The organism is Psychrobacter coccoides (genome assembly GCF_017498085.1).
In the GTDB taxonomy this organism is placed as follows: Bacteria; Pseudomonadota; Gammaproteobacteria; order Pseudomonadales; family Moraxellaceae; genus Psychrobacter; species Psychrobacter coccoides.
In genome coordinates this window covers 109,618-123,778 of record NZ_JAGBKM010000004.1, presented here as the reverse complement: position 1 = coordinate 123,778, position 14,161 = coordinate 109,618, and the positions used below count along the sequence as shown (strand labels likewise).

The 14,161-nt window shown below is 47.3% G+C and carries 11 protein-coding genes; 10 read left to right on the top strand and 1 reads right to left on the bottom strand.

The annotated features are described in order from the left end of the window. Positions 1–44: 44 nt before the first annotated feature. From J3492_RS03855 to J3492_RS03810, 10 genes are all read left to right on the top strand, one after another. A complete protein-coding gene (locus J3492_RS03855) occupies positions 45–791 on the top strand; it encodes an amino acid ABC transporter permease (protein ID WP_207990073.1) in 747 nt (248 codons plus the stop codon). Next, the gene (locus tag J3492_RS03850) at positions 788–1,459 is read left to right on the top strand and encodes an ABC transporter permease subunit (RefSeq protein WP_207990071.1); all 672 of its coding nucleotides are present in this window, start codon (positions 788–790) and stop codon (positions 1,457–1,459) included. Before J3492_RS03855 ends, J3492_RS03850 begins: the two co-directional genes overlap by 4 nt. 142 nt (positions 1,460–1,601) lie before the next feature. After that, a complete protein-coding gene (locus J3492_RS03845) occupies positions 1,602–2,321 on the top strand; it encodes an amino acid ABC transporter ATP-binding protein (protein WP_243453090.1) in 720 nt (239 codons plus the stop codon). 192 nt (positions 2,322–2,513) lie between these two features. After that, entirely contained in the window at positions 2,514–3,734 is a 1,221-nt protein-coding gene (locus J3492_RS03840; RefSeq protein WP_207990067.1) for an FAD-dependent oxidoreductase, read from the top strand. A 400-nt stretch (positions 3,735–4,134) separates the two neighbouring features. Next, positions 4,135–5,892, top strand: a complete 1,758-nt coding sequence (locus J3492_RS03835) for an AMP-binding protein (protein ID WP_424108380.1) — start codon at positions 4,135–4,137, stop codon at positions 5,890–5,892. A 120-nt stretch (positions 5,893–6,012) separates the two neighbouring features. Further along, a complete protein-coding gene (locus J3492_RS03830) occupies positions 6,013–7,623 on the top strand; it encodes a carboxyl transferase domain-containing protein (RefSeq protein ID WP_207990063.1) in 1,611 nt (536 codons plus the stop codon). Between the two features lie 123 nt (positions 7,624–7,746). Further along, complete coding sequence (locus J3492_RS03825; RefSeq protein WP_207990061.1) at positions 7,747–8,559, top strand: enoyl-CoA hydratase/isomerase family protein; 813 nt, start codon at positions 7,747–7,749, stop codon at positions 8,557–8,559. Positions 8,560–8,583: 24 nt separating this feature from the next. Then, positions 8,584–10,689, top strand: a complete 2,106-nt coding sequence (locus J3492_RS03820; RefSeq protein WP_207990059.1) for an acetyl/propionyl/methylcrotonyl-CoA carboxylase subunit alpha — start codon at positions 8,584–8,586, stop codon at positions 10,687–10,689. A gap of 14 nt (positions 10,690–10,703) precedes the next feature. Continuing rightward, positions 10,704–11,624 (top strand): hydroxymethylglutaryl-CoA lyase, encoded by a 921-nt coding sequence (locus tag J3492_RS03815; RefSeq protein WP_207990057.1) that lies wholly within the window; start codon positions 10,704–10,706, stop codon positions 11,622–11,624. Positions 11,625–12,122: 498 nt separating this feature from the next. Beyond that, positions 12,123–13,310 carry an isovaleryl-CoA dehydrogenase gene (locus J3492_RS03810; protein ID WP_207990055.1) on the top strand — a complete coding sequence of 396 codons (1,188 nt, stop codon included), beginning with the start codon at positions 12,123–12,125 and terminating at the stop codon, positions 13,308–13,310. 96 nt (positions 13,311–13,406) lie between these two features. On the opposite strand, the gene J3492_RS03805 is transcribed toward J3492_RS03810, so the two are convergent. After that, a complete protein-coding gene (locus J3492_RS03805) occupies positions 13,407–14,129 on the bottom strand; it encodes a pantothenate kinase (RefSeq protein WP_207990053.1) in 723 nt (240 codons plus the stop codon). Positions 14,130–14,161: the final 32 nt, after the last annotated feature.

Below are 14,161 nucleotides of genomic sequence, written 5' to 3'. Positions count from 1 at the left end.
GATCTGAGGCGTGAGCCTATCGCTCACGTATTGGAGAGACAACAATGAACTACAGCTGGAACTGGGGTGTGCTGTTTGAGCAAACTGGCGTAGGTAGTGAGCTGTACCTCCATTGGATGATAACGGGTCTGGGCTGGTTGCTACTGATTGGTAGTATTGCTTGGGCCATCGCCATGGTCGTCGGCACCATCTTAGGTATCATGCGTACCTTGCCCAGTAAGACTGCCCGTAGTATTGGCACCGCTTATGTGACTTTTTTTCGTAATATTCCCCTGCTTGTACAACTGTTCTTTTGGTTTTATGTGGCCCCTGGCTGGCTGACACCTGCTTTGCAAGAATGGTGGTATAAAGACTTGTCTCCAAACACCTCTGCCATGCTTTCAGCGAGTATCGGTCTTGGGTTGTTTACCGCTGCTCGCATCGTCGAGCAGGTACGTACAGGCATCGAATCACTACCACAGGGCCAAGTCAATGCCGCTTATGCACTGGGTTTTAGCATCCCGCAAGCCTATAAAGAAGTGCTCTTACCACAAGCCTTTCGTATCATACTGCCGCCGCTTAGCTCAGAGCTGACCAACTGCTTTAAAAACGCCTCAGTGGCCTCACTGGTCGGGGTCATGGAGCTGATTAGCCAGACCAAAACCATCAGTGAATACACCCAAAACAACCTAGAAATATATACCTATGCCACGGTAATTTATTTGGTGTTTAATCTGTCCTTGATTGCCATTATGGGCTTGATTGAGCGTAAGTTGCGGGTGCCAGGGCTTATCGCAGGGAGTCAGAAATGAATATGATGACAGAGCTTGCGACCGCCTATCCTGGTTTGATGGGTGGCATGATGACCACGCTCAAGGTGTTGTTTTTGGCGATACTGGGTGGTATCAGTTTGGGTACGGTATTGGCGTTAATGCGTTTATCAGGTATCAAAGCACTTGAAGTGCCTGCTAAGTTATACGTCAATTATTTTCGCTCTGTGCCGCTGCTACTGGTATTGCTGTGGTTTTATTTTGCGGTCCCTATGATCTACTTTTGGATCGCAGGGAAGTACCTGCAGTTGGATGCCGCTTTTGCCTCCTGCGTGGTTGCCTTCATGATGTTTGAGGCCGCTTACTTCTCAGAAGTAGTACGTGCTGGTATTCAGTCTATTGGTAGCGGACAGGTCAATGCTGCCAAAGCCTTGGGGATGACGTATGGGCAGACCATGCGCTTGGTTGTATTGCCCCAAGCCTTTCGCAAGATGCTGCCGCTGATTTTGCAGCAATGTATTATTTTGTTTCAAGACACGACCTTGGTATTTGCTATCGGTTTGACCGACTTTTTTCGCGCCGCCTATGTGCGTGGCGAGCTAATGGGGTTGCTAACGCCCTATATCTTAGGTGCAGGTGCAGTATATTTTATCATCAGTGTCACCGCCTCTATCGGTGTACAACAGGTACAAAAACGTTTGCGCTTTTAAGACGACTTGATTGGCGTTTTTATAACCAATAATAAAGCAATATGGCTAGGAGCCAGTGATGAGTAATGCTGATACATATATAAATAGCTTTGGTGGCTTGGTCACAGATAACGGCCATGCCAGCGACGAGATCGTAATAAAAATGACGGATGTCAGTAAATGGTATGGCGACTTTCAAGTGCTCACTGACTGTACCGCTCATGTTCACAAGGGCGATGTGGTCGTGGTTTGTGGTCCTTCAGGCAGCGGCAAGTCGACACTGATTAAGACGGTCAATGGCTTAGAGCCTTTTCAGCAAGGTGAAATCATAGTCAATGGAATCTCCGTCGGTGCACCAAAGACCAATCTGCCAAAACTACGCAGTAGTGTAGGGATGGTATTTCAGCACTTTGAATTGTTTCCGCATCTGACCATTATTGACAATTTGACGGTCGCACAAATCAAAGTCTTAGGACGAAGTGAGAGTGAGGCTAAGAAAAAAGGTATGGCCTATCTGGATCGTGTTGGGCTTAGTGCTCAGGCACCAAAGTACCCCGCCGAGCTCTCTGGAGGGCAGCAGCAGCGAGTGGCGATTGCACGAGCGTTAGCGATGGATCCAGTAGCCATGCTGTTTGATGAGCCAACCTCAGCGCTTGACCCTGAGATGATTCAAGAAGTGCTCGATGTGATGGTCGAGCTGACCCGTGATGGTATGACTATGATGTGTGTGACCCATGAGATGGGTTTTGCCAGACAAGTTGCCAATCGTATTATTTTTATGGACGAGGGCTATATCGTAGAAAACTGTAGTAAAAATGAGTTTTTTGAGGCGGCAAAAAGCGAGCGGGCACAAGCATTTTTATCAAAGATTTTAAATCATTGAGCCCATGTCTCGCTTTACAATGATATTTAGCGCCTATGATTAGGCGCTTTTTTGTAGTAGTAGACTTATAGCATAAATACTGATGTGGCTATGACTGTCTATATGAGTGTATGGCTGTTTACTGATACAATAGGGCAAAAATGCTGATAATTAAGAAAATCTATAACGGTTATAAACTATATCGGAGCCAATATGAGTACAGAAAACCTATCATCACAAGCGGGCGTTGTCGTCATCGGCGCAGGGTTAGCAGGCTGGCATGTCATCGATGCCATTCGAGCAAAGGATAAAGACATCCCCATTACCCTAGTCACCACGGACAGCGGTGATCGTTATCATAAGCCTATGTTGACCATGGCAATCAGCCAAAACAAAAGCGCTGCCGATCTCGTACGAGCAACTGGTGCCGAGGCGGCAGAGGCAGCCAATGTTAAGTTACTCGCTCATACCCAAGTGAGTGATATCGATGCTGTCAGTCAACAATGTCACCTCGTCTCAGGTCTACGCTCAGACCCTGTCTATACCAACTATGCGACGATCAGCTACGATAAGTTAGTACTGGCGATGGGTGCACATCCTATCTTTCCGTCAAGCTTACCAGAAGACTTGGTCTGGCACGTCAATCATATTGAGCGCTTTGGACAACTACAAGAGCAGTTGGCAACAGGCAGCCAGCATGTTGCGATTATCGGTGCTGGTATGGTTGGGACAGAGATTGCAGAGGATCTACTAAAGGCTGGACATGAGGTGACACTTTTGGATCTCAACGAGGCGCCCCTCTCACAAATGCTCCCGCCAAAAGCAACCGCTCGTATTGCGCAAGCGATCAAGTCACAAGGGATTAACTTCTTGGGGAGCAGCCAAGTCTCAAGCGTGACTCGCATCAATGATAATAACAGCAATGAGCGTAAGTTACAGGTCAGTTATGAGACACTTGCCGTAGAAGGTGAAACACAAGAGTCTCCTAAAACGCTAGTCGTCGATCATGTGATTGCCAGTACAGGTTTGGTCGTCGATGATAAATTGCCTACCGCTGCTGGGGTAGAGTTTAATCGTCGCACTGGTATCGTCGTTGATAGCCAAACGCTGCGTACCAACGCCTCCAACATTTATGCCATCGGTGACTGCATGTCTATCAATGGCGTGGCCTGTCGTTATGTGGCACCGCTGCGCGCCCAAGCGGCGACCATTGCCGACGATATCTTAGGTCATGAGCATGATGGCTATGAGCATAAGTCACCGATGATTCGCCTAAAAAACAAAGCCATTTCGGTCATGATTACTGGTGTGCCACAAGCTAAGGGCGATTGGCAAGTGAAGACTGAAAGTGATAATGAGCTTGTCATGGACTTACTCAATGAAACTGGTGAGGTCAGTGCAACAGTGACTATCAAAGCACCAGTAACCGCATAAAAACATATAAAAAAGTGGCAAGTACGTCTATAACATACCAATAAGCAAAATACTGGTAAAGCTGGCCAAATACTATTATGGTATAGAGTGGTTTTATGGATTTAAGCCACTCTGTATTATTGTTTGTTATTATACTATGCCTGAAACGTACGGTTAAGGGCAAAGGTGCTGCAGCTACAAGATGTAGTACGGACACTGGTTTTTCTTGCTATGCTGGTCTTTTAAAGTGATGTCAAGTTAAGCAGTGTCTTTGCAGAGATTTGTCTTAAATGATACATGTTGTATCATCGTTATTGACAGGGTTTCATTTTTGGCGGTATAGTGGCTTATATTTAAGGAAGAACAAAAGCCTATAGTTCGTAAAAGGTAAAAAGCGAAAGGACTCGTTATGACTCAAGATATGGATTACGATATCATTTACAATGATATCTTAGATAAAGTACCAACCATCAATATGGGCGCAAAATCTGCCAATGCGCCACTCACTCAAAGCTATGATAAAGGTCCTGATGTGCCGCTGATTGAAGCGACCATCGGCGATTTTTTCGATGCTATTGTTTCTAAATACCCAGAGCGTGAAGCTTTGGTTTCTCGCCATCAAAACATCCGCTGGACTTATCGTGAGCTACAGCAGCAAGTCAATAAACTGGCCAGTGCCATCATTGAGATGGGGCTTGAGGTTGGCGATCGTATCGGTATCTGGTCACATAACAATAGCGAGTGGCTATTAATGCAGCTGGCGACGGCAAAGATAGGCGTTATCCTTGTCAACATAAATCCGGCCTATCGTACCTTTGAGCTGCAGTATGCCTTAAACAAACTAGGCTGCTCGGCGCTGGTACTGATGCGTCACTTTAAAAGTAGTGATTATGCCAGCTTGATTCGTGAGCTGTGCCCTGAAATTTATCATAAAGACTATACCCAGCTAGATTTGGTCGAGATACCTACGATTGAGCGTATCATTTGGATTGATGAGCCAAACAACGATGAAGAATTCAGCTATATGCAAAAGTTCTCCGATTGGATGGCAGAAGGCGACGCCAATGACCCACGTGTCGCAGAGCGGCAAGCGACACTTAAGAACACAGATCCCATTAACGTGCAGTTTACCAGTGGGACGACAGGCACACCAAAAGGCGCCACGTTAACCCACCGTAATATCCTCAATAATGGCTACTTTATCGGTGAGGCGATGAACCTGACAGAAGAAGATGTCTTGTGTATCCCTGTACCGTTATATCACTGCTTTGGTATGGTGCTCGGCAATCTGGCCATTCTTACCCATGGCGGCTGTATTGTTTATCCTAATGATGGTTTTGAGCCTTTAAGTGTCCTAAAAGCAGTCCAAGAAGAGAAGTGCACCGCATTGCATGGTGTACCCACGATGTTTATCGCCATGCTGGATCATCCAGATTTTGCGCAATATGATTTATCGACGCTGCGCACGGGTATCATGGCAGGCTCAAGCTGTCCGATTGAGGTCATGCGCCGAGTCATTGATGAGATGCATATGAGCGAGGTGACGATCGCTTATGGTATGACCGAGACCAGTCCTGTCTCCTGTCAAACCAACAAACATACCCCGCTTGAAAAGCAAGTTTCTACTGTGGGTTTGGTACAGCCGGCCCTTGAGGTTAAGATTGTCGATACTGAAACAGGCGAGATCGTTCCGATTGGTGAGACAGGTGAGCTCCTGACTCGTGGCTACTCAGTGATGAAAGGCTACTGGGGCAGCCGCTTTAAAACCCGAGAGGCTATCCAAGATAATTGGATGCATACTGGCGATTTGGCCACCATGGACGAAGACGGTTATGTCAAAGTGGTGGGCCGTAGTAAAGATATGGTGATTCGAGGTGGAGAGAATATCTATCCAGTAGAGATCGAAAACTATCTGTATCGTCATCCTAAGATTCGAGACGTACAAGTTGTCGGAGTTCCTGATAAAAAGTATGGCGAAGTCTTAGCGGCTTGGATCATCACCAAACAAGATGAGACACTGACTGAAGATGAGGTGAAGCAGTTCTGCCGTGATCATATTGCTCACTACAAAGTGCCACAGTATTACCGTTTTGTCGAAGAATATCCAATGACCGTCACCGGTAAAATTCAAAAGTATAAAATTACCGAAATGATGATTGAAGAGTTGGGCTTAGAGTAAGTTTATATCATAACCAAAGCATCTAAGATTAATCACAAGAGTAACGCTTAAAACGATCAGCCTTCAGTACTATTGGCATAACAAAGTTACTCGCATTTATGTATAAAAAAAAGGGATATCATGAGCGCTATCATAACCAGTAAATTGAGTCCAAACGCCAGCGAGTTTCAGCAAAACAGTGCCGCAATGCAAGCCGTCGTTGATGATCTATATGCGCACCTGCATAAAGTCGTGCAAGGTGGCTCAGAGCGAGCACGAGCCAAGCATCTAGCACGTGGCAAGCTGCTCCCTCGTGAGCGTGTTGAGCGTCTGCTTGATGTGGGCACGCCGTTTTTAGAAGTGGCTCCGATGGCAGCGCACGATATGTATGGCGAAGACATTCCCGCCGCAGGTGTTATCGCTGGCATCGGTCGCATCAACGGGACTGAGTGTATGATTGTCTGTAATGATGCCACAGTAAAAGGTGGTACTTACTACCCCATGACAGTCAAAAAGCATCTACGGGCGCAAGAGATTGCACAAGAAAATAACTTGCCTTGTGTGTATCTGGTGGACTCAGGCGGTGCAAACCTGCCCAACCAAGACGACGTGTTTCCAGACAAAGAGCACTTTGGCCGTATCTTCTTTAATCAAGCCAATATGAGTGCGGCAGGTATTCCTCAGATCGCTGTGGTTATGGGCAGCTGTACTGCTGGTGGTGCTTATGTACCGGCAATGAGTGATGAGTCTATCATTGTCAAAGAGCAGGGTACTATCTTTTTGGGCGGCCCACCACTTGTCAAAGCGGCGACTGGCGAAGAGGTTAGTGCTGAGGACTTGGGTGGCGGCGATGTGCATACTCGCCTATCAGGGGTCGTCGATCATTTGGCGCAGAGCGATACTCATGCGCTATCGATTGCTCGTAACATCGTTAGCCACCTCAACCGCCCTGACAAACAGATCCCTAACCAGATTACCCCACGTCCACCACGCTATGATGCTAAAGAATTATACGGCATCATTCCGACCGACAAGCGTAAACCCTTTGACATTAAAGAGATCATCGCTCGTATCGTCGATGACAGTGCTTTTGATGAATTCAAAGCACGCTTTGGCACCACATTAGTCTGTGGCTTTGCCCATATCGAAGGCATGCCAGTCGGCATCATCGCCAATAACGGCATCTTGTTTAGTGAGTCGGCACAAAAAGGCACGCACTTCATTGAGCTGTGCTGCAAGCGCAAAATCCCACTGGTATTTTTGCAAAACATTACCGGCTTTATGGTGGGGCGCAAGTACGAAAACGAAGGCATCGCCCGTCATGGGGCTAAGATGGTGATGGCGGTTGCCAATGCTAAAGTACCAAAATTCACCGTTATCGTCGGTGGCTCATTTGGTGCCGGTAACTATGGCATGTGTGGCCGAGCCTACAGTCCACGCTTCTTATGGATGTGGCCCAATGCGCGTATTTCAGTAATGGGCGGTGAGCAAGCGGCTTCGGTCTTGGCAACAGTGAAGCGTGATAACTTTGAGCGCAAAGGCGAGGAGTGGAGTGCGGAGGACGAAGCGGCATTTAAAGCACCAATTCTCGATATGTATGAAGAGCAAGGCCATCCTTATTATGCCACCGCCCGTCTTTGGGATGATGGCGTCATCGATCCTGCCGATACACGCAAGGTATTGGCATTAGGGCTGAGCGCTGCCTATAACGCACCGATTGAAGAGACCACTTATGGGGTCTTTAGAATGTAGCTTGTTACATTCAGCTTTTCAGTGGAATCTGAAATCAGACAGTTTATGGAAGCTAAAGCCACAGTCTACGCCTATAAATAATAGTGGTTGTGAGTGGCATATAAAACATTGAGATAATGAGATATGAATAATTATAAAAGTCTATTGGTCGCCACCGAGCAGCACGTAGCGACAGTGACGCTAAACCGTCCTGAGATACGCAATGCCTTTAATGACGAGATGATTGCCGAGTTAACCGAGGTTTTTACCACACTTGGCAATGACGATAATGTGCGAGTCATTGTGCTAGCAGCGGCGGGCAAAGCGTTCTGTGCTGGTGCGGATCTAAACTGGATGCGTGCTATGGCTGATTATAACTATGAAGAGAACTTGGCTGACGCCGATAAATTAGCACAAATGCTCAAGACCATTTATGAGTGCCCTAAGCCAACGGTCGCTGCCATTCAAGGCGATGTCTACGCAGGTGGCATGGGGTTGGTGGCTGTTTGTGATGTGGCCATCGCTGTAAAGATTGCCAATTTTTGCTTAAGCGAAGTACGTCTGGGCTTAGCGCCTGCCACCATTAGCCCCTATGTCGTAAGAGCATTAGGGGCTAGAGCGTCGCATCGCTACTTTTTAAGCGCGGAAGTGTTTGATGCCAAAAAAGCACGTCAGCTGGGCTTTATTCACGAGCGTGTTAGTGAAGAGTCTCTCAATGAAAGGGTTGCTGCATTTTGCGAAAAAGTAGTCAAAAACAGTCCTCATGCAGTCAAAACCTGCAAGCAGCTATTACATGATGTTGCTGGCGCAACGATTACCGACGAATTGATCGCCGATACGGTCAAAGGTATCGCTGATATCCGCTCATCAGAGCAAGGTCGTGAGGGCGTACAAGCGTTCTTACAAAAGCGCAAACCTGACTGGTTAACAACAGATAAAACACAAGATGATAAATAATAACGATGAGACACAGGGATAGTTATGTTTTCTAAAATTTTAATCGCCAACCGTGGTGAAATTGCTTGCCGAGTTGCCGCTACTGCCAAGCGTATGGGCGTAAGTACCGTCGCTGTTTACTCTGATGCTGATCGTATGGCCAAGCATGTCGCTGTCTGTGATGAAGCCGTTTATTTGGGCGGCTCGGCCCCCAAAGACAGCTATCTTAAAGGCGATGCTATCATTAACATCGCACTCGATGTCGGTGCACAAGCAATCCATCCGGGTTATGGTTTTTTAAGTGAAAATGCGGAGTTTGCTCAAGCCTGTCAAGATGCAGGACTGGTGTTTATCGGTCCTTCTGCGGATGCGATTCGAGCAATGGGTGGTAAGTCGGAGTCCAAGCGTTTGATGGAAGCCGCTGGTGTACCCTTGATACCAGGCTATCATGGCGATAATCAAGATGCCGAGTTTTTGCAGCAGCAAGCAGACGCTATTGGCTATCCAGTCCTGATTAAAGCCAGTGCAGGTGGCGGTGGTAAAGGCATGCGTATCGTAGAGCAGAGTAGCGACTTTATTGGATTGCTAGACTCATGTCGCCGTGAAGCCATTACCAGCTTTGGCAATGACCAAGTACTGATCGAAAAGTATGCCCTCAAGCCACGCCACATCGAAATTCAGGTTTTCGGTGACAGTCATGGCAACTATGTGCATCTGTTTGAGCGTGATTGCTCAGTACAGCGCCGTCATCAAAAAGTGCTAGAAGAAGCACCAGCGCCTGGTGTCGATGAGGCCATGCGCAAAGCAATGGGAGACGCTGCAATCGATGCTGCTCGTGCAGTCAGCTATGTTGGCGCAGGGACAGTTGAGTTCATCGTTGAGCAGCGTGCAGGCGAGATGAGCTTTTATTTCATGGAGATGAATACCCGTTTGCAAGTTGAGCACCCTGTTAGTGAAGCCATTACTGGCGTTGATTTGGTTGAATGGCAGCTCAAGGTGGCGGCAGGTCAGGCTTTACCCAAACAGCAAAATGAGCTGACCATAAGCGGTCACGCCATCGAAGCACGTATTTGTGCTGAAAACCCTGATAATGATTTTTTACCAGCGACGGGTACACTTTTTGCTTACCAAAAGCCTGCGCATAGCACCTTTGTCGTTGATGAGGTACGTATTGATGATGGGGTTCGCGAGGGTGATGTGATTAGTCCCTTTTATGACTCTATGATTGCCAAGCTGATCGTGCATGCGCCGACTCGAGAGCAGGCGTTGGCTAAGCTGGATCGAGCCTTGGGACAGACACGTATCGTTGGGTTACCTACCAATGTGGCATTTTTACGTTATATTTTAAATACGGAGTCCTTCAGTCAAGCCAACTTGGATACGGCACTGATTGAACGTGAAGCGGACGAGCTGTTTGATCAGCACCCACTAGATTTATCGACGCTTACGGTCACGGCGATCGTGCAGCAGCTGGCGAGTGAAGACACAGCACAAGCAGGTATAGATCCCTTTAGTCAATCTACTGGCTTCCGTGCTTATAGCGACTATAGCAGATCGTTTAGCTTGATTTATGATGAGCAAACTTACAGCGCCCGCATCAGTCATTGGCATAATGCAAATGGTGTCGACAGCAAAAACGGGAACGAGACTCTCAGCAGCTTTGCGCTGGTCATCGAAAAAGAGATCGCTAGTACTCAAGATGATGGCAATGTCAATGTCGCCGCTCAGACAGAAATAGTTTATGAAGGGCAAGTCAGCTACACCAGTCAAGATGCTCACAATCATACCTTATGGCTTGATGACGCTCGTATCAGCGCTCAGAGCTGGGTACACAATGAGACTGTGCATGTGTTTACTGATCAAGGTCGTGACGAGATTACGCTCATTGATATCATGGCGCATGTGGGCGAAGACAGTGCTGCTGCTGGTAGCTTAAAATCACCTATGCCAGGTCAAGTCGTGGCCTTTAAGGTCGCTGTTGGTGATAGTGTGAAAAAGGGCGAGCCATTGGCGGTGATCGAGGCGATGAAGATTGAGCACACCATTACAGCCCCGACCGATGGTACGGTAGCAGAGCTATTATTTGGTGCAGGTGACTTGGTCGCTGATGGCGATGAGCTACTGCGTATCGACACTGAAGATGGTCAATAAAAAGGACGACAAATATGAATCACTCGTATCCAGATCATGTGCGCATCGTCGATGTCAGCCCTCGGGACGGACTGCAAAACGAAGCCATGACAGTGCCAACGGCAGTGAAGCAGACGCTTATCAGTGATTTGATCGCTGCAGGGGTAAAAAAACTGGAAGCGACCAGTTTTGTTTCGCCCAAGTGGGTACCACAAATGGGCGATAACAGTGAGCTGATGACGGCGCTGGCAGAGACGAGGCGTGATGATATTGTCTATTCAGTACTGGTGCCCAATATGCGCGGGTTTGACAACGCCATCGAGCACCGCCCTGACGAAGTGGTCATTTTTGGTTCAGCCAGTGAGACCTTTAGTCAAAAAAACATCAATTGCAGTATCGATGAGAGTATTGAGCGCTTTGCTCCTGTTGCTGCTGCTGCAAAAGCACAAGGCATTAAGGTGCGTGGCGTCATCTCTTGTACGGTTGGCTGTCCTTATGAGGGCGAGATCGATCCTAGTCAAGTGGCTTATGTCACCAAGCGTTTGGTTGAGATTGGCGCTGAGCAGATTGGTATCGCTGATACTATCGGCGTCGGCACACCGCTAAAAGTGCAGCGAGCCCTACACTCCGCGCTCGAGTATGCCGATATCACTATGCTCTCAGGGCATTTCCATGATACTTATGGTCAAGCCGTTAGTAATACTTTGGCGGCACTGCAGATGGGGGTCAGCGAGTTTGATACCTCAGTGGCAGGGCTTGGTGGCTGTCCGTATGCCAAAGGCGCAACGGGCAATGTCGCCACTGAAGATGTGGTCTATATGCTGCACGGCATGGGCATCAGTACGGGTATTGATTTGGATAAGTTGGTCGTGGCAGGTGAGCGTATCAGTGAGTTTTTGGGTCGCCGTAATGGCTCAAGCGTGGCACGTGCCATTATCAATAAACGTCAGTCTTGACCGATAATGTCAATTCACTATAAAAGTGTTACAGCGTTAGCCTCGCTTGAAGTATTCAACATACATCTACACTCGGTTGTCTTGTAGCACTTTTAAATTGAATTAACTATGGCATCAAAAATACAATTAGTCTTAAGCTAAATGAATAGATAGATAGATAGATAGATAGATAGATAGATGGATTTATGGCTGGTACCAATTTTCTTCGCTTGCTGTGCGACTTCGTCACTCCAGAGGCTTCAAAAAATTTGCCCCAGCCCTATCCTCTCTTTTTAAATTGACACAGCTCTAGGGCGTGTCCTCATTTTAAAAATGGCGATAAAAATGAGATAAATTGCCGTCAAACAAGGAAAATAGCGCAGATAATATCGGGATATTACCTAGCTATTTAACGATGTTTGGCAAGATTTAGCCATTTTTAGCCCATTTAGGTATCCTTCGATTGAATTGAGGACATGCCCTAGTAAGAAACTAAACATCAAAATACAAGGAATGGTTATGAGTTTACCCGGATTGAATTTTCAGCTTGGCGAAGATATCGATGCCCTGCGTGACGTGGTACAGCAGTTTGCTGCAAAAGAAATCGCCCCACGAGCAAGCGAAATCGACAGCAGCGATGAGTTTCCTATGGACTTGTGGCAAAAAATGGGCGACTTGGGTTTGCATGGCATTACTGTACCCGAAGAATATGGTGGCTCGGATATGGGCTACGTGGCGCATATGGTGGCAATGGAAGAGATCAGCCGTGCTTCTGCCTCTGTGGCGCTGAGCTATGGTGCGCACTCAAACCTGTGTATTAACCAAATCAAACGCAATGGCAATGAGGAACAAAAACAAAAATACTTACCTAAGCTGATCAGCGGTGAGTTCATCGGGGCTTTAGCGATGAGTGAAACCGGCGCTGGCTCAGACGTGGTCAGTATGAAACTAAAAGCTGAAGAAAAAGATGGTCACTATGTGCTAAACGGCAGCAAAATGTGGATCACCAATGGTCCAGATGCCGATGTGATGGTGGTGTATGCCAAGACCAATCCAGAGCTAGGCGCCAAAGGCATGACTGCCTTTTTAGTAGAAAAAGGCATGGAAGGCTTTGGTACGGCGCAAAAGCTTGACAAGCTTGGCATGCGTGGTAGCCATACGGGTGAGATGACCTTTAACAATGTCAAAGTCCCAAGCGAAAACGTCTTAGGTGGCGTCGGCAATGGTGTCAAAGTGCTGATGAGTGGTCTCGACTATGAGCGTGCGGTACTCGCTGCAGGCCCTATCGGCATCATGCAGGCGGTGATGGATAACGTCGTGCCTTATATCCATGATCGTAAACAGTTTGGTCAGTCAATTGGTGAGTTTCAGCTCATTCAAGGTAAAGTGGCTGATATGTACACTATCTTGCAAGCGGGACGTAGCTTTTTATACACGGTCGGCAAAAACCTCGATATGCTCGATCAGCGTGGTGCAGGTCATAGCCGAGAAGTGCGTAAAGACTGTGCCAGTGTGATCCTGTGGTGTGCCGAAAAAGCCACATGGATGGCAGGTGAGGGTATTCAGATCTTTGGCGGTAATGGCTATACCAATGAGTATCCACTCGGCCGCTTATGGCGTGATGCCAAGTTGTATGAGATTGGCGCAGGTACCAGTGAAATACGCCGGATGTTGGTGGGTCGTGAATTGTTTAACGAGACCAAATAGTAATAATCTACAAGTGAAATAATTGATTCTCAATTATTTTATCTTATTGGCGTAGGCTGGGTTTTTAACCCAGCCTACGAAGCTATTTTATTATGACTATTTACTATGATCAAAATAGCGTGACAGACCATTTAACAATAGATCATCACGAATACGGACAGAACGATTGACGTGTTGAGCGATAATATGAGCATCGCCACCCGTCATAATCAGCTCAAAATTTGGATGACGGCTGCTGATTTCATTCACTGCACCGACGATAGACAATAATATCCCGCGATGAACGGCATCTTGGGTTGTTACGCCTTGGCCGACACTATCAAAGCTACCGTTCGAAATGGTGATTTGCTTGGTACCCGAAAACAGCGAGTCACGTTGCAGATAAATACTGGGGAAAATATAACCGCCCAAATGCTCAGCGTGATCAATCAAGTCGATCGTCACAGCAGTACCACAGCCGATAACACACTGGCGCTTTTGTTTGTCGACGGCGCCTAGCATCTGTAACCAGCGGTCACAGCCGAGCTGATTGGCATCATAGGAGCTGGTCATCAGTGGATGCGCGGCATCGACATGGACAAACTCAAAAGGGATATCGAGTCGGCTTAAGGTCTCTGATACCTTTACATTCAGCTCATCACCGAGTACAGACGAGATACCGATGAAGTCAGGCGCATAACGCTCAAAGCGATCCGTTAGGCCCATGAGCAGTTCGGCAGGGGCTTGCAGGTGCTGTTTGGCCTCGTGGGCTACGATTTGACCGATATCATCGGTAAGCCAGTATTTGAGACGGGTGTTGCCAAGATCTAACCAGAGCATAAAAATCCCTTTATATGGTGCTCGTTAAGTAT